Here is a 19,512-nt window from a genome sequence, read left to right as displayed (position 1 = left end):
AAATCAACATGCCCAAAACCTTCGGGTAGCTGTGGTCGACGAGACATCTGTTCCAGATAAAATGCTTGGTAATGATGCCTGAGCATAGCTGGATTCAGGTTAAGGATTTAGAAATTACGATTGGTATTATACCTGACTTACCGTTGATACTGGCAAGGTTAAGCATTCAATAATCCAGAGCGAAACTATAATCAGGCTTTTCTCAAACAGACACTTCGCCATGATCACACACCCCACGGGAATATTTGATAACTCGGCAAAAGCGTATAAGCACATTGACGTGATACCACTGTCGGCAGCTATGGGGGCAAAAGTCTCAGGTGTGGATTTGAGCTGTTTAACCGATGATCAGTTTATTGAAATCGAGGACGCGCTGTTCCGGCATAAGATGATCTATTTCCGTGATCAACATATAACTCACGGTGACCAGGAAGCATTCAGTTTACGTTTTGGCCCTTTTGCGGAAGATGCCTACACGAAAGGAGTTGATGGGCACGTTAATGTACAGCCCATCATCAGAGAGGCTAATGGGTTTGAGCCCCTGGTATTTGGGTTTGGCTGGCATACGGACTCACCGTTTTTACCCAGACCACCCGCTATATCCATGCTTTATGCTGTGGATATTCCACCCTTTGGCGGAGACACCATCTGGGCGAACTCAGCACTAGCCTATCATGCGCTTTCCGAAACCATGAGATCGATCATTGATCCACTGTCGGTGCATATGTCCATGGAAAAGGTGGTAACCCTGACACAGAAAGAAATGTCTGCCAGCAACTCTCTCCTGGGTCGCATCGCCGCAACAAAAGATATGGATAATTTGCCAGAAGCGATTGCCCGGAAAGTTGCCGGCTCTTTTCATCCACTGGTCAGAACTCATCCCCGAACGGGTGAGAAATCCATTTACTGTGACCGAACCTACTCTTCTGGTATTAAAGGTCTTTCACAGGATGAAGCCCAGCCTATTCTTGATTTCCTGATTCAGCATATTACGCAACCGGCCTTCACCTGCAGGCTCCGCTGGAAAGAAAATACGCTGACGGTTTGGGACAATCGCCTCGGTATCCATCAGGCATTTAATGATTACAATGGCTTTCGCCGTGAGATGTACCGAACAACAATCGCTGGTGAAGTGCCTGTTTAGTAAAAGAAAACAATCACCTGCAACCTTAGAGTGCATACAGGCTTCAATAGTTGTGCAGATTCCTTGTTAGAGCTTGCTCATATGCTGCTTCATACATTTCTTTATCTTTAGAAATCATACAATTAAATCGACAGAATCATTCTGGCACTAACTTTGCCTTTAGAGGTAATGACATCTACTAACCATCCTTTGGGAAAATCAGTTTATGGCTTACCTAGAACCCAGCGAGTTTGTGACCAAAATGGTGGACTCAGGAGAGTCCAAAGTTTACATGTCCAATAAGGACACCCTCATTCGCGCATTTATGGCCGGCGCTATCCTGGCACTGGCGGCGATGTTTGCCATCACCGTTACCATTAAAACCGGCTCACCGCTGGTTGGTGCAATGTTGTTTCCTGTCGGCTTTATTATGTTGTATCTGATGAAGTTCGATCTTTTGACTGGAGTGTTCACCTTGGTTCCACTGGCTTACCTGGATAAGCGTCCAGGTGTTACGGCACAACGGGTTTTTAGAAACTGGGGGCTGGTTTTTGTTGGCAACTTTGCAGGCGCACTGACGGTTGCCTTCTTTATGTCGTTTATTCTCACCTTCGGCTACAGCATTGACGGAGGGGCTATCGCAGAAAAGGTAAGCAGCATCGGTGAATCACGCACCGTCGGTTATAAAGAACATGGTGTTTCAGGCTGGATGACTATTTTTATCCGGGGTATGCTCTGCAACTGGATGGTCTCCATGGGCGTTGTTGGCGCAATGATCTCCACATCGGCGACCAGCAAGATGATGGCCATGTGGATGCCCATTATGCTGTTCTTTTTCATGGGCTTTGAGCATTCCATTGTGAATATGTTCCTGTTCCCCTTCTCCATGATTATGGGCGGTGATTTCACGGTTTCGGAATACCTGATCTGGAACGAACTGCCAACCGCGCTGGGCAACCTGTTTGGTGGCCTCTTTCTGGTTGGATTACCGCTCTATTTCACCCATGTAAAAACCGGTTCAGCCCGCCAGCTGGTATAAACAGTGTTTACCGCTTCCCTTTCTGGAAGCGGTGTTCATTATTCACCAAGCCTTTTCCATTAGACCTTATATCCCTGTGGTTTAGTCACTGGTATGACTGACACTTTCTTATTTCGTTTAAAAAGCCAGCTGACAACAAGACTGATAATGGCAACGGCCAGAGTGACAAATGGTGCGACCATAAGAATAACGGTGACCACTCTGGAGATATTTTCCGGCAATAGCGTCAGCAGGTAGCCAATCCCTGTAAGGAAGCCAACCCAGGCAATCGCACTCAGACCGGCAAAACGAAAAAAGTGGGAATGCTTTTTGATTCTGAAGCCCATCATCAATGGCAACAGAGAACGAACCACGGGGATAAATCGCGCCACAAACAGAGCGATCACACCATGCTGAATCAGCAGCTGATCAACCACCTGAATTTTTTTCGGAGGCACCCGGTCTACCCACACTCTGACTTTAGGTAAATGCTCCAGCCAACGACCTTGAAGATAGGCAAACCAACTGCCAATGGCAGCTGCAAGAATCAACAAAGCCACAACGATTTTAAAATCAATCACGCCCATGGCACCCAGAGTACCCGACAAAATTACAATACTGTCACAGGGCAATGGTGCAGCAGGAAGGAACGCACTTTCCAGCCAGATCAGGAAAGTCACACAGAAGTAGATCATGAATACACTTTCCAGGTTCTGCAGTGCCACAAAATCCTGGTACCAAAGCGCCTCGAGAATAGATACAAAAGCATCAAGCATCTATGTTGTCCTTGCAGTAAAAGCAGTTCTGCGCACACCGTTTCCATCAGTAATGAAGGGAAGTCACTGTAACTGGAGTAGAAACGCTCAGAGCTACATGCAATTGAGGAATTAAAGAGAGTATAGGCTAGCGTCTGTTGGCGGTAATCTGAATGGGTGCAAACCGAAGGTACCCTTACCGTAGTTGGCATCCTAAAAAGGATAACAGCACCCAACAAAGCGCGAGATTACGGTTCTTACACAGTAACATCAAGCAATTTACACCCTCTTTGCAACCAGCACCCCATCAAGCACTGGCAATGGATAAGCAATGGGCTTGGTATGATTAACAGACACCCTTAACCCCCCACACAGAACCTGCCTTCTTCGATAAAACTATTTCATCTTTCTCTGGTCAAAAGGGGCTCTATCAAAGAATAAATTAATTAGAAAGGATAATAAGAAATACCATGAGAGTATCACTCTGCCTACTGCTCGTGTTGACCTTAATACCTGCAGATACATACCCTCAAGCTATTGGAATACGTTCTGGTGCGGGGTCTATCGAGGGTAGTTATGCTGGCAGCGGAAGCGACCTTCTTGTGGGATTACAATTTGACTACTCCCACACACTCACATCTCCTTACGCCCTTGAAGGCGGTATTCTGGCAACAGGTTCCCTTCCCTTTGCGACCGTTCTGTCAGAAGTCATCTTAGCCCCAATTGATCCCAATCCTTCAATCACTATTGCAAACTTCAACAGCTACTACCTGGGAGCCAGAGCAGACTATGAACTGCTGCCATCATGGACTGCGTACCTGCATGGAGGCCTGGGTTATGCGAAACTGACAGAGTACTCACCTGAATTACAGCCCAGCGGTGATCGTCACTACCAAAAAGCTCATAGCTACTCCGGCCTGCACCCATACATTGGTATTGGTACAGAGATCCGCCCCTTCACTTCTCTCGGATTCACTGTCGATTTACGCTACGATGATTTGCCTCACAGGTATCAAGGCACAACCCTTTTCTTTGGACTGAGTTTCTATTTTTAAGCCCAGACTCAAACACACTTATCCATCATATAAAAAGCGCAGAAATCGAGAATTTTTCCGATAACTTATTGATACAGAACATCGTCAACACAATAAAAATCTGCTCCGATAGTACTGAGTCTGTGGATGGGGGAAGAAGTCATGAAACTTCAATTTCTGGGTGCTGCCGGCACAGTCACTGGCTCCAAGTATCTGGTTGAGACGGATAACCGGAAGATACTGGTCGACTGCGGTCTCTACCAGGGCGTAAAGCATTACCGGCTGATGAACCGCCAGCCCCTGCCTGTCTCGTACGATGAACTGGACGCCATTGTACTCACCCATGCTCATCTGGATCACAGTGGTTACCTGCCCCTTCTGGTTAAAGAGGGGTTCACCGGGCCAGTCTATGCCACCCCCGGAACCTGTGAGCTGTGCAAGATTCTTCTGCCTGATTCCGGTTTCCTGCAGGAAGAGGATGCCCGACATGCCGCCAAATACGGATACTCCAAACATAACCCTCCGCAGCCACTTTATACCGAGCAGGATGCCCTGAGGGCACTCAAGCAGCTGAAAACCTGTTCATTTAGCCAGACACACAAAATCCTGCCCGATCTAAGCCTTCGCTTCAGACCCGCTGGTCATATTCTGGGGGCCGCCTCTGTTGAAGTATTTGATGGCAGTCATATGCTGGCCTTCAGTGGCGATGTAGGCAGGCCGGACGATCTCATCATGTATCCACCGGAATCCTTAAAACGGGCAGACTTTCTGGTGGTTGAATCCACTTATGGTGACCGAATCCATGATGAGCTGGATGCAGCCGAGGCGATGGCTAAAGCGATTAATGAAACGGCGGCGGCGGGAGGAACAGTGCTGATCCCTGCATTTGCCGTAGGTCGCGCCCAGATGATTCTTCACCTTCTGGAACGCCTGAGAGCAGAGAACAGGATTCCTAAACTACCTATCTATCTCAATAGTCCAATGGCCATAAAAGCCACGGAGGTCTTTCACCGCTTCCATGAGAAGCATCGTCTTACTAAGGACGATTGTCGTAAAATAGACAACATGACGCACTATGTTCGTACCGTTGAAGAGTCCATGGCTCTGGCTAACCAAACCTTCCCCGGAATTATTGTGTCAGCCAGTGGAATGGCCAGTGGAGGACGTGTTCTGCATCATTTGAAACACATTCTGCCTAACCACCGCAATACCGTTTTGTTTGTTGGCTATCAGGCCATGGGAACCCGGGGTGAAAAACTGGTCAATGGTGCAACCAGCATTAAAATCCACGGACAAAATATTCCGGTAAAAGCCCGGATCAAACATTTTGATGCCTTTTCCGCCCATGCTGACAGCAACCAGATCATTGATTGGCTCAGAAGCATCAAAACACCACCTAAAACGGTATTTGTTACTCATGGTGAAGCTCAAGCAGCGCACGCCATGGCTGAAAAAATAAAGATAGAGTTGGGGTGGGAAGCCAGGGTTCCTGAATTGAATGAAAAAGTGAAGTTATAAATAGCTCACCATTGATATTGAACAGGTCAGACAGACTGGCTCTCACTGATTTTTCTGACCATCAAATATTCTCACCAAAACATTAACTATTAAAAATAAATAATTGAATAAATTTTTTCAAAACTTTCTTTGCCATTATTTTCATTTCAAATGCAGTTTTGAACTTATAGTTAATTGAAAGGTCTTCACATTACAATATTATTACGATTTCAGGGTATTTTTTAGAGCATGTTAAACCAATCATCGTTCACTTCTCAATTGTCACCAAGCCAAACACCTCCTACTGTTGTGAATCTTCTTAAAGGAGGTACAACTACTTTAGAAGTAACAGAAAAAACCAAAACTCGTTTATATTTCGGTACACCTGTTCAAGGTTTGCGACCGACTCAGCCATCAATACCAAGCCAGTATGCCTCTGCTCAATTTCAAGAAAGAAATATCACACCAACAGAGCCATCATACTGCAATTTTAACCAGGGAATGCTCACACCATCGAGTAATAATCCCCATTCTTCAGCTAGCGCTCATATAGACGAATTACCTTCAGGCGCATATATCTCCTCAATCTCTACAGATGACCAGCAGTACACAGTTCACCATCGGCCCTGCGAAGAAGCGACATCGACGGTGATGACAGCCCCGATCTCATCACATAGTCAAAATGTACAACTGCCCCCAATAAGTCAATTCGTGCAAACGAATGAACATTTATTTCCACACACACAACAGGGTTCAGGTCTGCGCCCAGATAGTCAGAACCATTTCTTATCCAGAGGATTCACACGGTCTAATAGCACCCCGTCAACTCCAGCCCCCTATCCACAGGCAACAGGCACGTCTTCGGAAAGTCAACAACTGACTCACTTTCCGCAATATATGATGAATCACCTATCCCACCAGGCCTCCCATGAACAGCAGCAGTTGGTGCCTCAAAGCAACTCTCTGGTTTCGCCCCTTCATTCTCAAGCATTAAGCATGCCATCAACTCAAGCTTTATCCGTTAGGCCTGCCTTGGATATTAACAATCCCAGCACATCAACGGTAAATCGCAACGACCCTGCAAAAAAAGCCCCGCCACAATTGCAGGCAGTAGCAAAAACAGTTTCTAACGCCCTTGTACCTGCGCTCAAAACGGATCTATCCAGCGCTGTTAAAGAGACAATGTCCATTTTACTTCGAGAGCAACTCAAAAGCGAGGTAACTGACGCTGTTACAGCCATAATGCCCGACATTAAAGAACAAATTAGCCAAGCAGCTTCATCAATAATAACCACAGCTATTTCTGAGTTCCAAAGAGCAGTATCAGATTCAGCGACATCTATTATGGAAACTCAGCTAGAGGCATCTCGTAAAGTAGTAAATGAACTAACAGAACAACAGGCTTCAGCATTTGAAGAAGTTTTTTCTGATTTTAAAGAACGACAGGAAAGAACTGAAGCTGCCACGAATCAAACGGTTGAAAAATTAAGAAAAGCTCCGGATATCATTGTTCCAGAAATACAACAGGGTCTTAGAACAGCATTATCAGAAACTGCTGCGTCTTCAGTGGCAGGTTTCATGGAAAGCTCTATGAAAGAAACCCAGGAAGAAACACAGAAAAAATTGCTGGAACAGAGCCGTAAATGTGTGCAGGATGCTATGGAAGGAGAACTGAAAACGCTTAAAGAGACCATTTCAACACTTAAAGAGCAAGAGGCGCAAACCCAGGCAACAGCACGTCAAACTGCTGAGACATTGAAAAGAACAACAGATGATTTAAAAGCGTTCGTTAATGACCAGACAGAAATGCAGAAGGCAGCTCCAGCACCTACCCGTCTAGATTGTCCACAAATAGAAATTCCAACTGAAGAAGCTCCAGTTGCTTCAACTTCTTCAACCATGGCTCAGGAATCCCCGGATGGCCCTCCAACTAAAAAAATTCGCACTTCAGGAGTATCAAGCACCAAACCTGTTCCTGATGTAGAAGTTAAGAGGACAAACCTCTATGTAGAACAATTAAGCAACGAAGTTAGTAGGGCCATGGGGATAAGGCCACTGACTACCAATGAGTGTACTACTGGTCAGCTTCTATTACTTGCTGCTCGATTAATTAATGACGATAAAGAATTACTTATCAAGGCTGCAAAACCCAGAACAAAAAGACCCGCTGGCAACCCAAATCATCAGGAACGAATGAAAGCAGAAAGAGATAAAAGAAAAAAAATGCAGGATGAAATTAATTTCGGGTTTCAAGAGCTTGAAAAGAGTGTTAGACGGTTTTCGCAAGATCGTTTTAAAGAAAAACTACCTGATAGTTATGACACCCCTTATGAAATCATCCAAACAGCATACGCTATCCTGAATGATCAAAATATAAATGACCCTGAGAGATCTTCTGTGATAAAACGCAGCTTACGTAATGCTGGAGAAAGAGCCAATCTCAGTGAATTTCACAAAAATGCTATGGCGCTATTAGCTAATGAGGATAGAGAAACAAAAGCAGTTTTGGCATCAAAAGGAAAAACATAGCCGTTACAAATAACGACATGAAGTAAGTGAATTGTTTCCTGGCTGATTGGGACATGTAAGGTTCCTCCTTTCAATAATGAGAAGGAGGAACCTTTTGTTTGTTTACATCCCGCTGGCGAAGATACAAGCAACAATAAAATTACTTATAACCCATTGATTTATTGAAAATATTTTAAAAACTAGAGTGCAGCAGGGTTTGAACTTGCTTCAGATGCTCTCTCAAAAACCAAACCCTGACTGTATAATAGCCTTACTTTTGGCTCAGCATCTCCACTACCTTCAAGTTCAGTACGGTTGGTAGCTCATTATTGTTGTCCACCATAAAATCCTTCAGGTCATTCACTGGCATTTCGTAAATACTGACAAAGGGGGCTTTCGGGAGAGTGAAGCTTCTATGGGTATCGGTTGGATCATAGTATTTACTGCCGACACGGATCACCGCTTTGCCAAAAAAGCAGTGGCTGGACACGATGCCAAGCACATAGTGCAGATCATCAAAATCCTGCTCATGAAGATTGAGAAGATAATCAGCAGAAGTTTTGTAGCTGTTATCTCGATCTACCGGAATATCCAACCGCTGAATTGCGATGGGCATAGGGTCCAGGTTTACCTGCTGAACCTCAGGGTTTACTCCAAAGTGTTGAAAGTACTTCTGGATATTTTCCACCATCATAACGTCGTCCGTGTTGTTATGTGTTTAAGTAGTAATGTTCAAGCCCGAAATTAAGCCGCTTCTTCTTCATCAACTGCCTGGTAAGAGATACCCCAAGCATCCTCACCAAAGCCGTTCAGCCACCATTCGAGCTGCCGTGAATCCACAACGCTGGCACTGATCTCATAACAGTCCTCATGCTCCCTGTAGGTTTGATCCTCTGATAGGCGGGATTCCAGAATATGGAGCCCTGCGTCTTTTTTGATGCGAAAAGACAGCTTCACTTTTCGACCTTCCCCGAAGGTGAACCTGGCATCATCGCTGTATTGCTTCAGATCGAAGTCAATGGGGCGCTCAAACGACAGCGATGTAGAGCGGGCTGAGATCATCCTGTGCAAAGCGAGAATTCGATCATCCTCATACCCCTTGAAACGACAGACCAAATACAACCGTGGCCCTTGTTGAGCCAACCCAAGTGGCATGATCGATTTCTCTTTTACATCACCACCCGCATTCCTGTAGGTAAGTTCCAACCAGCAGTTGTTATAAAGAGCACAGCTAACCTGGTTAAACACTCCTGAATTAAGCTCTGGTGGCAATAATGGTTGCGTCTCTGGTGCCACAACCACTTTTGATAACCACTGAACCTCTTTCGTTGGATCCTGAGTATGGCTGATATTTCGGTTAGCCTCTTCAAAAAAGCCAGACATGGAATCCATCAGGCTGCTGGGCAGCAGATTCTTCAAGGTTTTATGCGCCATTTGAAGGATCAGCGACTCTTGAATACTCAGAGAGTTCACCGTAAAGCCCACAGCCTGCTGGTTCCACCGGTAACCATAAGGCTTACTGCGATCATCCATATCAATAGGGAAGTGATTGCTCTCTACCAGAGACTTCATATGCCGCTGAATAGTGTGGATATCCCGATCCAACCCGATCTCAGCCAACTGCTGCTTCAGCTCCAGGGCAGTGATCCACCAGCTTTTGGGGATTCGCTTCAGCAGCTCAATAATGAGAATGGTGGTCTCCAGCGAGGTTTGCCGCTTATTCATCTTATTGTCAGGCTCCATAACATGGATGTACGATAGAAAGCACACCTCAATGCTCTCCCGCATCGCTTTCTCAGCTCAGAAACCCATCATAAAACACCCCTGCGACGAGTTGTGTCGCATGCAAACCAAAAAGTGAAATTTTTTCTAATCAGTACTTCGCAAATACACGACTACCCCCTTTCACCTTAGATGCGTACAATGATTGACTTCCAAAAATTCCTTTTCGAGCTATCTGGACCCATGCTCCCCGGCCTCAATCACAGGTAACGGTAAAATCCACGGGCGGTAGCGTCTTTGCAAATCCATGCTGGTCTTTCTTTTAGTACCACACCATGAATATTAGTGAACGGGTTACCAGTGAACTGGCTAATTACCTCTGCGAAAAGATTAGTCAAAAAGTCATCAGGCTATTACAAAACAGAAAAGACCTGCTGTCTGGCGATCAATCGACCCTCAAGACCACATGGGATGAAATTTGTGTCCAGGTTCAAGGGGATGAGTCCTACTATTGGGGTGCATACGATCATACAGTCTGCGGCTTGATTGAGGGCTACCTTGAAGAACTACAGCAATATGAACTGGTGGCAATCTCCTTGCAGACTGATGAAATTGACTACGAAGACGAGCCTGAATGGGTGGCCTTGTCTCATGATGATCTCGCCAGTTATATCACCAGAAACTATGTCTATGCCAAAGCCATGAACTGGTCAAACCGCCGTATTACTGCTTATCTTGATAGCTTTTGTGAATACGATGGATACACCTACTAATCACTACTGAATCAACTTATGTCTGAACAACACAAGCAAACTCTGCAACGTCAACTATGGAATATTGCCAACAGTCTTCGTGGCAATATGGGTGCTGATGAATTTCGGGATTACATCCTCGGCTTTATTTTCTACAAATACCTCTCCGAGAAAATTCACCTGCATGCTAATAAAATCCTTAAAGAGGATGGACTGTTTTTTGAGAAGCTTGATCCCGCCAGTGCGGAGGATGCCGAGGTCCTCAGTGATGTACGGGAAGACTGCCTTGATACCTTGGGCTACTACCTGGAACCCAATGAGCTGTTCAGTGCCCTAGCCGCCAAAGGTCAGCAGGAGCGGGATAACTTTATCATTGAAGACTTGCAGGAGATCCTGAAACACATCGAACAGAGCACTATGGGTGCGGCCAGTGAAGACGACTTTACCGGGTTGTTTGACGATATTGACCTAAGCTCCAATAAACTGGGCAAAACCGCTGAAGCGAAAAATGCACTGATTGCCAGAGTATTGGCCCATCTGGATGCCATCGACTTTCAGCTGGAAAATACCGAAATTGATGTGTTGGGTGATGCCTATGAGTATCTGATCGGGCAGTTTGCGAGTGGTGCCGGTAAGTCAGCCGGTGAGTTCTACACCCCGCAGGCGGTTTCTACGCTTCTGGCGAAGATTGTCACTCACGGTAAGGACCGTCTGAAAAGCGTTTATGACCCGACTTGTGGTTCTGGCTCTTTGTTGCTCCGAGTGGCCAGAGAGGTCAAAACGGTTGGGCATTTTTACGGACAGGAATCTAACCCGACCACCTACAACCTTGCCCGAATGAATATGATTCTTCACGGGGTTCATTTCAGTCAGTTTGATATTCAGCAGGACGATACCCTGGAGTATCCTCACCATAAAGAAGAGCGGTTTGAAGCGGTGGTGGCCAATCCGCCATTTTCTGCCAACTGGAGTGCTAACCCTCTACATTTGACTGATGAGCGTTTTGCGGACTATGGCAAGCTGGCACCAAAGGGAAAAGCTGATTTTGCCTTTGTTCAGCATATGATTCATCAGCTGGACGACAATGGTACGATGGCAGTGGTTTTACCCCATGGAGTTCTATTTCGTGGTGCTGCGGAAAACCATATTCGACGGTTTTTGGTCGAAAATCGTAACTATATTGATGCCATCATTGGCTTACCCAAAAACATTTTTTACGGCACAGAGATCCCGACCTGTATTCTGGTGCTGAAGAAACAACGTGCATTGACCGGCGAAAATAGCGATAACATTCTGTTTATTGATTCAAGTGCATACTTTGGCAAGGGAACAAATCAGAACTATCTTCGGGATGAAGACATCAAACGAATATTTGAGAATTATAAAAGCCGTGAAACTGTTGACAAATTCGCTTATGTTGCTCCATTAACAGAAGTGGAAGAAAACGAATTTAATCTTAATATACCTCGTTATGTTGACACCTTTGAGGAAGAAGCTCCAGTTGATCTCGCTTCTCTCTCAAAGCAGATAACAGATCTGGATAAAGACATTGAACAAACAGATGCGGCTATCGCTGAATTTTGTCATGCCTTGAGTATTGAAACTCCATTCGGAGTAAAAGCATGAGCAAATATAAAGCCGAAGCACCAGTCTTGAGGTTTCCTGAATTTAAAGTTCCTTGGCGTACTGTCACATGTGGTGAAGTTTTAAATAAAGTTTCAGTGCCTGTTAGTGTTGAGCCAGAAAAACTATATACTCAAATAGGTATCCGCTCTCATGGGAAAGGTATTTTCCATAAAGACCCAGTAACTGGTGCGGACCTTGGTAATAAACGTGTTTTTTGGGTAAGGGAAAATACTCTCACTTTAAATATTGTATTTGCATGGGAGCAAGCTGTCGCCAAAACCAGTGAAGCTGAGAAAGGATTGATAGCCTCTCATCGATTTCCGATGTATAAGGGCGTAGAGGATGAAACTGTTGATTATCTACTCTGGCTTTTTCTGACTAAACGCGGAAAGTATTTGTTGGAACTGGCCTCTCCAGGAGGAGCCGGTAGAAACAAAACCTTAGGACAAAAAGAGTTTGAAAAATTACCAGTCCCTTTCCCCGAAAAGGGAGAGAGAAAAAAGGTAGCCAACTTTATATCTGAAATTAACCAAAAAGTTAATCAGCTGAATACAAAACTAGAACTTGCAAAGCAATTTAAAAAAGGGATTATGCAGAAGCTTTTTTCTCAAGAGCTGCGCTTCAAAACCGATGATGGAAACAGCTTCCCAGAATGGAAAATATTACAGCTCAAAGAAATTGCCACTCCTGTAAAGCGGAAAGCAGAAGAAGCCATTAAAAATGTAATGACTATATCCGCAGGCAAAGGTTTTCTTCATCAATCAGATCGGTTTAATCAGGTAATTGCAGGTTCAAGCCTTGATAAGTATACGCTACTTAAAAAGAATGAATTCTCCTATAATCGAGGAAATTCGAAGTCCTATACTTATGGCTGCGTTTATAAGCTTGATGGCTGTGATGAGGCTCTTGTACCCTTTGTGTACAGAAGCTTTTCCTTAAACAAAGGACATCCCGGCTTCTTTTCATTTTTATTTGAAGGCAAATATCTTGACCGACAACTCAGACGCATCATCTCATCGTCAGCCAGAATGGATGGTCTTTTAAATATTAGTGAAAAGGATTTTTATGATGTAAAAGTACCGTTTCCAACAGAGGAAGAGCAAGTAAAAATTTCAGATTTCATAATCGCAATCAATAGAAAAATCAATGCATTAGAGCAACAATTAGAACTCACCCAAACCTACAAGCAAGGTCTGCTTCAAAAAATGTTTATCTAACCGCTTCTGGCTCACTATCAACCGTGAGCCATTCTTTTGAGTATCAACACCTGCTTATGTCTACCCAACCTGAACAAGTCCTTGAAAACAATCTAGTGCTTCAGTTGCAGCAACTGGGCTATGGCTTTGTCACTATTCGAAACGAAGCTGACCTCTTTACCAACCTGAAAACTCAACTGGAAGCTTTAAATAATATCCAGCTATCCGACAATGAGTTTAAGCAGGTGCTAAATAGCCTGGAAAAAGGCACTGTATTCGAGAAAGCGAAAACCCTTCGTGATCGTCTGGAAATCACCACAGAGGATAACGACAGTCGCTACATCCAGTTGCTTAACCCAGATTGGGAGAAGAACCGGTTCCAGGTGACGCAGCAGGTAACCATTGAAGGCTCCTACAAGAATCGCTATGACGTGACTATTCTGGTTAATGGCCTGCCCCTGGTTCAGATTGAGTTGAAGCGCAGAGGGTTAGAGCTTAAAGAAGCATTTAACCAGATCAACCGGTATCAGAAGCACTCTTACTGGGCCTCTAATGCCCTGTTTCAGTATGTTCAGATATTTGTGATCAGCAATGGGGTGAATACCAAGTATTACGCCAATAATCGTAAACAGTCGTTTAAGCAGACCTTCTTTTGGGCGGATATCAGTAACGAACGGATTTCTAAACTGGAGAACTTTACCGAGGCATTTCTGAACAGGGAGCACCTGACGGAGATGGTCAGCCAGTTTCTGGTGCTGAACCAGACCGATAAGGTGCTGATGGTAATGCGCCCTTACCAGGTTTATGCCACCAAGGCCATTGTGCAACGGGTGAAGCGTTCCGAGGAAAATGGTTATATCTGGCACACCACCGGTTCTGGGAAAACTCTGACTTCCTTTAAGACCGCCCAGATACTGACGGCATTAGCCGATGTGCATAAGGTGGTTTTTGTCGTAGACCGAAAGGACCTGGATTACCAGACCAGTAAAGAGTTCAACAGTTTTGCCAAAGGCTGTGTGGACAGCACCAGTAAGACCAATATGCTGGTACAGCAATTTACCGATACCGTTCCTATGGAAAAGGGCAAAGACCATTCTAAACGTAATACCAAGCTGATTGTTACTACCCTGCAGAAATTGAACCGGGCAATCAGCCATAAGAAGTATCTTGGCCGTATGGAGACTCTGAAAGATAAGCGGATTGTGTTTATTTTTGACGAGTGCCATCGCAGCCAGTTCGGTGATACCCATAAGCGCATTACCAGTTTCTTTACCCATCATCAGCTTTTTGGCTTCACCGGCACCCCGATTCTGGTGAAGAATGCCACGACTAAAGCCTCTGTTCGACGAACGACCAAAGACCTGTTCGATAAGTGCCTGCACCAGTACACCATTGTGGATGCCATTCGGGATGAGAATGTTCTGAAATTCAATGTGGAGTATGTAGGGCGCTACAAGAAGAAAGACAGTGCCAACGAGGTGGATATTGATGTGGAAGATATCGATCGGCAGGAGCTGATGGATTCACCACAACGCCTTGGGAAGATTGTGGATTACATTCTTCAGCACCATAAACACAAGACCCGTAACGGTACCTTTACCGGTATGTTCTGTGTCAGCAGCGTGCCTGCCTTGATCAAGTATTATGAACTGTTCAAGCAGAAAAAAGTTGAAGGCCAGCATAGTCTAAAAATTGCCACCATCTTCTCTTACACCGCTAATGAAGATGACCAGGACGCTAACGGATTTCTGGATGAGTCAGAAGACGATATTCCGAAGGTTCGGGAAGCTGCGTCTGCTTATGATGTGCAAGCTGTTTACGGTTCTCATACCCGAGATAAGCTGGAAGCGTTTATTGGTGACTACAACGAGATGTTTAGCACCAAGTACACCACGAAAGATCAGCAGTCCTTCTATAACTATTACAATGATATTTCGAAGCGGGTACGAGATCGTCAGGTGGATATTCTGCTTGTGGTCAATATGTTCCTGACTGGTTTTGATAGCAAGCCTCTGAATACCCTTTATGTGGATAAAAGCCTTAAACACCACGGGTTGATTCAGGCATTTTCCCGCACGAACCGGATTCTTAATGAACAGAAACCCCAGGGAAATATTGTTTGTTTCCGTAATCTAAAAAAAGCCACAGATGATGCTTTGCGACTATTCTCTGACAAGGATGCTCAGGAGACCGTTTTACTGCCTCCCTATGAGGAATTTGTGAAGCAGTTTGCCCAAGCCTATGGCAAGTTGCTGGCGCTGACTCCTACCATTGATAGTGTTGATGATCTTAAAGACGAAGAGCAGGAGCTTGAGTTCATCAAACAGTTTCGTGAACTGATGCGGCTACGGAACATTCTGCAAAACTTTGGGGAGTACAAGCCAGAAGACCTGGCTATGCCAGAGCAGATGTTTGAAGACTTCAAGAGCAAATATCTTGATCTTTATGAAAAAGCCAAGTCAGATCAACAGACGGAGAGAACTTCGATTCTGGAAGATGTAGATTTTGAACTGGAACTGATCCATCGGGACGAGGTCAATGTCGCTTATATTTTACGACTGCTAGCTGAGTTGAAAGATAGCGATATTAAAGAGTTTGAACTACGAAAACAAACCATCTCGGATCTGCTGAAGAACGATCCGCAGCTGCGCAGTAAGAAAGATCTTATTGAAGAGTTTATTGATGAGAACCTTCGGAAGGTTCCAGACTCAGGCGAGGTGGAAGAAGCCTTCGAAAGCTTCTGGGATGAGAAAAAGACCGAGGCCATTGAGGAAATATGCATCGCTGAGAAGCTGGATAAAGAGAAGTTTATTGGACTGGTGGATAATTTTATGTTCACTCAGAAAGAACCACTGCGCGAGGATGTGTTTGCAGTGATGCAGGAAAAGCCTAAAATTCGTGAGCGTAAGCCAGCCTTTATGAGAATTACAGAGCAGGTTAAGGGTTATGTGGAGACCTTTTTTGCGGGGATGTAAGTTTCTGTCTTAATCCTATCTCCCTGCTCTTTATTTTACGAGGTAATAATAATGTCTAAAAATATCCAAGTAATGATCTCAAAGGATGGAGAGTATCAAATTAATATGCGGGGAAAGAGCTTCACTGTGCTTTTAGATAATGAGGCTAAAACCTACGAGATTAAGGGTGAAATTCCCAGAGACGTAAGAGAAGCACCAGAAGATTTTATAGAGTGGCTGCTTCCTAAGCTTTTGAACAAAGTCAAAGTGGGTAAATATAAATCCGTACATTAAATGAGGCTGTGAGTGATGATTGATCTGAAAGAGTTCGTTGAGTCTGGTGTTCTTTATTTTTGCAAGTACGGTCGTGGAGCTGTTTTAGTTGCTCTGGAGAACAATGACGAACAACTAAAAGCGGCGGCTAATAATTTCCACCAAAGAGATGACATTACCGCTTTGTATGGCTCTCTGTACCCGGTTAAAGATTTAAGAGTTGAGGGAGAAACGGTGGTTTTCGATTTTGAGTTCGGTAATGCTCTGGTGACAAGAATGTTGCCGATCTCTCAGGTAACATTTGAGGTGTTCAATAAGAAGTAAACGGATAACAGATGCCCGAAACGTATTTCGGGCAATCAATTACCATGGCAGGGATGTTATGAAGAACGAAGAAATCGAAGAATTCCTCAACGAACAGGGTAATGAGTTACCTTATAGCGAAAAATTTGAGCCAGAAAGTGAGCATGTGGTTGTTGGCAACCATACTGGGTATCCGTACCCTGGAGGTGAAAATTATGAACATGATGATACGGGAAGCATTCAGAATTACTCTGGCGTAGAGGATGAAGTCTATAGTTCAATAGCAGAACATGAGGACTGGAAAGAGGGTTATGACTATTAATCCTTAATGCTATGCGCCAAAGTAACTAACACCGTGCCCTACTCTTCATCACTTAGTTTTCAAGAACCTCGCTTTTCTTCCGCTATCTACTTAATAGACTTAATAAGGATAGTGATCGTTGAAAAGCCCAATGCGTCTGATCAAGTCAGCTCTGGAGTATCGTTCAATTTCAGAGCTGACCAATACACCTCTCAGCATGGAATCGGTACCCAAGGGGCTTCGTGGTGTTTATGTTCTCTACCTTAAGCAACGCAGGCATTTCAATGTTGTTTATGTGGGCATGTCCAGCGAGGGGAAAATCCGGAAACGGCTATTTAGCCATAAGCGAAAGAAAGACAGTGAATGGACGCATTTTTCATACTTTGAAGTTTGGGACAATATCTCCGATCGGGAGATAAAAGAACTGGAAGGACTTTTCCGGCAGATTTACCGGTTTGATGAGAGAGCAAACCGGTTGAATATTCAGCAGACGTTTAGGCCACTGAGCAAAGTTAGAAGAGAAACCGAGAAAAATCTCAGACAGAGCTAAGGTGGCTTTATTATTTTCTTATTTCACTGATACTGTATCCATCACTCAGCCATTGATAGGAAATTTTCGACACTGCGGTTATGAAAAAAAAGACAGTTTGGTTCAGTATGCCTATACCCTTGTTGATCGGAGAAATCTAACCCACATCAATAATGTAAGCGCTCTGTGAGAACAAATGAATAAGGGGCGTTCGTTGTGCATCAAGCAATTATGCAATCCTTGGCAGAGTTTCTGTAGTTCACAATGTAAGGCCTGACATCAGATTATTAAGAAAATCTGAGATTTAATTTTCATCTATGTAACTACTTTAGAATCAGTTAGTTTGGTATATTTCGGTTTGAAGTATTATGTTATGATATTTGGTCACGAAAAGTTAATGATTATCCACAAACGTAAACCAGCTCCAAGCTTCAGTTTTCATTCTGACACCTTTGAAAATAAAACAGCACTGTTTGAAATCAGACTTAAGGAGAATTTTTCAACCCTTGCAAATGATCGAGGATTTGGTTTTGCGTCATTTGTGACACCATGTATACAAGAAGATATTTTTCTTCCGGAAAAAGTGGCGAAACGTCTTTTGTCTATGGATTTTGTATCAACCATTGTGTGGGCTGAAGTATCTTTTAGAGTCATTGACGGGAAAAAAAATATAGAGCTGAGTTCGTTTGGGATACTCTTGAAAATGTAGTCTTGAATACTCAGGTAAAGCATATATCAGAATCCGCCAAACATATTATTAATTTTGAAAATTCAAGCAGCCATTTATTTTCAAAAAAACTAAAAGCGGATGCCGATGCAGAAGATGAAATTTCCGTCTTTGTCTTTGATGACTATCTATCACCAAATAAACAGCAACAACTAAATGCAAGTATTTCAAGAGCAGCCAATCCAAAGGATGGATGGAGCAAGCACCAAACTGTTGCATACACCTATGCTGAATTTACATTTGAGTGCTGGGCAAGAAAAAATGGGTTATCTGTTTTTGACTACAATGATGTAAACCCGTTTTCACCCAGCGATTATAAGATAGAAAATAAAGATATAGATGTTAAATCGGTTATTGGCATAGGGAAGCGATTAGGAACTCAGTACAGTGACAACTCTCACGGTAGTGAAGTTCTAATTGGCGTATGTACCCATGCTGAAAATCTTAACGATGAAATGCTTACCTTAAGTATTGATGGTGTTTTTGATCCAGTTGCTCATCAAGGAATAGATTCACCTTTAAAATACTTGAAGCTGAATTCCTCGCCAAATGTATGTTACTTCTCTTCACTTTATGATTACTTCCTTGAACCTCTGCATATGTCAGAAAACTTTTTTCCAGATGATAAGTCTCTACTGTATTATGCAGTTAGTAAGAATGCAGTTCCTCATCTAATCAGAAACACATCCACTAAAAAATTGGATGTTTTGCTGAAAACTATTATTACAGAGAGAAATTACGGACTGATACCGATTATCAAAGAGTTGCATGCAAAGAAAAAACTCATGTTATTTCATCATTACTTAGCAGACTATTTGATAAAGAAAACATTTGAAAAAACTGAAGTTGACGGTAATAACATCAGTGATCTTGTCGATATGATTGAGCCATGTTCTTTCAGAAAGAAAAAATTTATTCAAAATTTATTAAAAGCGAATGAGTCGCTCCACAAGGTACGTTGTCATTGGCACCCAGATGAAACGATAAAAGAAATGGGGATTGATATATATTATAGCGACACCTCAAATGTCCCTACGCTTAAAGCTATATGTAGCTGTAATCGTAAAGGGAATGTAATTTAAATTGTGTAAACGCTTGTCGTTAATACTCCAAAATGGAGAATAACAATGAGCGTTGAAATCAACGAAAAACTGGTAGATCAAATAGCCAGTCAGATTAAAACTCAGGATGATC

18 protein-coding genes are annotated in these 19,512 nt (G+C 43.7%); 15 read left to right on the top strand and 3 right to left on the bottom strand.

What is annotated here, in order from left to right; all coding sequences use genetic code 11:
* Positions 1-220 precede the first annotated feature (220 nt).
* Both AK963_RS14920 and AK963_RS14915 read left to right on the top strand, forming a co-directional pair.
* A complete protein-coding gene (locus tag AK963_RS14920; protein ID WP_066016245.1) occupies positions 221-1,144 on the top strand; it encodes a TauD/TfdA dioxygenase family protein in 924 nt (307 codons plus the stop codon).
* Between the two features lie 205 nt (positions 1,145-1,349).
* Entirely contained in the window at positions 1,350-2,162 is an 813-nt protein-coding gene (locus AK963_RS14915; RefSeq protein ID WP_066016244.1) for a formate/nitrite transporter family protein, read from the top strand.
* Positions 2,163-2,221: 59 nt separating this feature from the next.
* On the opposite strand, the gene AK963_RS14910 is transcribed toward AK963_RS14915, so the two are convergent.
* The gene (locus AK963_RS14910; protein WP_066016243.1) at positions 2,222-2,917 is read right to left on the bottom strand and encodes a DedA family protein; all 696 of its coding nucleotides are present in this window, start codon (positions 2,915-2,917) and stop codon (positions 2,222-2,224) included.
* Positions 2,918-3,498: 581 nt separating this feature from the next.
* On the opposite strand from AK963_RS14910, the gene AK963_RS14905 reads away from it, so the two are divergent.
* The 3 genes from AK963_RS14905 (at position 3,499) to AK963_RS14895 (ending at position 7,956) form a co-directional block, all read left to right on the top strand.
* Entirely contained in the window at positions 3,499-3,951 is a 453-nt protein-coding gene (locus AK963_RS14905) for a hypothetical protein (RefSeq protein ID WP_238593741.1), read from the top strand.
* 141 nt (positions 3,952-4,092) lie between these two features.
* Positions 4,093-5,448, top strand: a complete 1,356-nt coding sequence (locus tag AK963_RS14900) for an MBL fold metallo-hydrolase RNA specificity domain-containing protein (RefSeq protein ID WP_066016248.1) — start codon at positions 4,093-4,095, stop codon at positions 5,446-5,448.
* Between the two features lie 228 nt (positions 5,449-5,676).
* On the top strand, positions 5,677-7,956 hold the full coding sequence (locus tag AK963_RS14895; RefSeq protein ID WP_139117428.1) for a hypothetical protein: 2,280 nt from the start codon (positions 5,677-5,679) through the stop codon (positions 7,954-7,956).
* Between the two features lie 250 nt (positions 7,957-8,206).
* Here the strand turns inward: AK963_RS14895 and AK963_RS14890 are convergent, their stop codons facing one another.
* Both AK963_RS14890 and AK963_RS14885 read right to left on the bottom strand, forming a co-directional pair.
* Complete coding sequence (locus AK963_RS14890) at positions 8,207-8,629, bottom strand: hypothetical protein (protein ID WP_066016240.1); 423 nt, start codon at positions 8,627-8,629, stop codon at positions 8,207-8,209.
* 50 nt (positions 8,630-8,679) lie between these two features.
* Positions 8,680-9,660 carry a helix-turn-helix transcriptional regulator gene (locus AK963_RS14885; protein WP_066016247.1) on the bottom strand — a complete coding sequence of 327 codons (981 nt, stop codon included), beginning with the start codon at positions 9,658-9,660 and terminating at the stop codon, positions 8,680-8,682.
* Between the two features lie 332 nt (positions 9,661-9,992).
* Here AK963_RS14885 and AK963_RS14880 point away from each other — a divergent pair, with 332 nt between their 5' ends.
* The 10 genes from AK963_RS14880 (at position 9,993) to AK963_RS14835 (ending at position 19,400) form a co-directional block, all read left to right on the top strand.
* A complete protein-coding gene (locus AK963_RS14880) occupies positions 9,993-10,430 on the top strand; it encodes a hypothetical protein (protein ID WP_066016239.1) in 438 nt (145 codons plus the stop codon).
* A gap of 18 nt (positions 10,431-10,448) precedes the next feature.
* Positions 10,449-12,035: a type I restriction-modification system subunit M gene (locus AK963_RS14875; RefSeq protein ID WP_066016238.1), complete on the top strand. Its 1,587-nt coding sequence runs from the start codon at positions 10,449-10,451 to the stop codon at positions 12,033-12,035.
* Entirely contained in the window at positions 12,032-13,252 is a 1,221-nt protein-coding gene (locus tag AK963_RS14870; protein WP_066016237.1) for a restriction endonuclease subunit S, read from the top strand. The genes AK963_RS14875 and AK963_RS14870 overlap by 4 nt, the downstream gene beginning before the upstream one ends.
* Positions 13,253-13,308: 56 nt before the next feature.
* Entirely contained in the window at positions 13,309-16,206 is a 2,898-nt protein-coding gene (locus AK963_RS14865; RefSeq protein ID WP_066016246.1) for a type I restriction endonuclease subunit R, read from the top strand.
* Between the two features lie 51 nt (positions 16,207-16,257).
* Positions 16,258-16,479, top strand: coding sequence for a hypothetical protein (locus AK963_RS14860; RefSeq protein WP_066016236.1), 222 nt, complete (start codon positions 16,258-16,260; stop codon positions 16,477-16,479).
* A gap of 12 nt (positions 16,480-16,491) precedes the next feature.
* Positions 16,492-16,782: a hypothetical protein gene (locus tag AK963_RS14855; RefSeq protein WP_139117427.1), complete on the top strand. Its 291-nt coding sequence runs from the start codon at positions 16,492-16,494 to the stop codon at positions 16,780-16,782.
* Positions 16,783-16,840: 58 nt separating this feature from the next.
* Complete coding sequence (locus AK963_RS14850) at positions 16,841-17,083, top strand: hypothetical protein (protein WP_066016234.1); 243 nt, start codon at positions 16,841-16,843, stop codon at positions 17,081-17,083.
* A gap of 118 nt (positions 17,084-17,201) precedes the next feature.
* Positions 17,202-17,612 carry a GIY-YIG nuclease family protein gene (locus AK963_RS14845; protein ID WP_066016233.1) on the top strand — a complete coding sequence of 137 codons (411 nt, stop codon included), beginning with the start codon at positions 17,202-17,204 and terminating at the stop codon, positions 17,610-17,612.
* A 352-nt stretch (positions 17,613-17,964) separates the two neighbouring features.
* Positions 17,965-18,300, top strand: coding sequence for a hypothetical protein (locus AK963_RS14840; RefSeq protein ID WP_066016232.1), 336 nt, complete (start codon positions 17,965-17,967; stop codon positions 18,298-18,300).
* A gap of 2 nt (positions 18,301-18,302) precedes the next feature.
* Positions 18,303-19,400, top strand: coding sequence for a hypothetical protein (locus tag AK963_RS14835; protein WP_066016231.1), 1,098 nt, complete (start codon positions 18,303-18,305; stop codon positions 19,398-19,400).
* Positions 19,401-19,512: the final 112 nt, after the last annotated feature.

The organism is Endozoicomonas atrinae (assembly GCF_001647025.1).
Taxonomy (GTDB): domain Bacteria; phylum Pseudomonadota; class Gammaproteobacteria; order Pseudomonadales; family Endozoicomonadaceae; genus Endozoicomonas; species Endozoicomonas atrinae.
Note: the sequence above shows the minus strand (reverse complement) of the source record. Positions and strands in the feature narration are given on the sequence as shown.

Coding starts and splice junctions, on each gene's coding strand:
- AK963_RS14875 (WP_066016238.1), top strand. CDS start 10,449: ATGTCTGAACAACACAAGCAAACTCTGCAACGTCAACTATGGAATATT.
- AK963_RS14890 (WP_066016240.1), bottom strand. CDS start 8,629: ATGATGGTGGAAAATATCCAGAAGTACTTTCAACACTTTGGAGTAAAC.
- AK963_RS14870 (WP_066016237.1), top strand. CDS start 12,032: ATGAGCAAATATAAAGCCGAAGCACCAGTCTTGAGGTTTCCTGAATTT.
- AK963_RS14915 (WP_066016244.1), top strand. CDS start 1,350: ATGGCTTACCTAGAACCCAGCGAGTTTGTGACCAAAATGGTGGACTCA.
- AK963_RS14840 (WP_066016232.1), top strand. CDS start 17,965: ATGATATTTGGTCACGAAAAGTTAATGATTATCCACAAACGTAAACCA.
- AK963_RS14895 (WP_139117428.1), top strand. CDS start 5,677: ATGTTAAACCAATCATCGTTCACTTCTCAATTGTCACCAAGCCAAACA.
- AK963_RS14865 (WP_066016246.1), top strand. CDS start 13,309: ATGTCTACCCAACCTGAACAAGTCCTTGAAAACAATCTAGTGCTTCAG.
- AK963_RS14885 (WP_066016247.1), bottom strand. CDS start 9,660: ATGAATAAGCGGCAAACCTCGCTGGAGACCACCATTCTCATTATTGAG.
- AK963_RS14900 (WP_066016248.1), top strand. CDS start 4,093: ATGAAACTTCAATTTCTGGGTGCTGCCGGCACAGTCACTGGCTCCAAG.
- AK963_RS14880 (WP_066016239.1), top strand. CDS start 9,993: ATGAATATTAGTGAACGGGTTACCAGTGAACTGGCTAATTACCTCTGC.
- AK963_RS14920 (WP_066016245.1), top strand. CDS start 221: ATGATCACACACCCCACGGGAATATTTGATAACTCGGCAAAAGCGTAT.
- AK963_RS14910 (WP_066016243.1), bottom strand. CDS start 2,917: ATGCTTGATGCTTTTGTATCTATTCTCGAGGCGCTTTGGTACCAGGAT.
- AK963_RS14860 (WP_066016236.1), top strand. CDS start 16,258: ATGTCTAAAAATATCCAAGTAATGATCTCAAAGGATGGAGAGTATCAA.
- AK963_RS14850 (WP_066016234.1), top strand. CDS start 16,841: ATGAAGAACGAAGAAATCGAAGAATTCCTCAACGAACAGGGTAATGAG.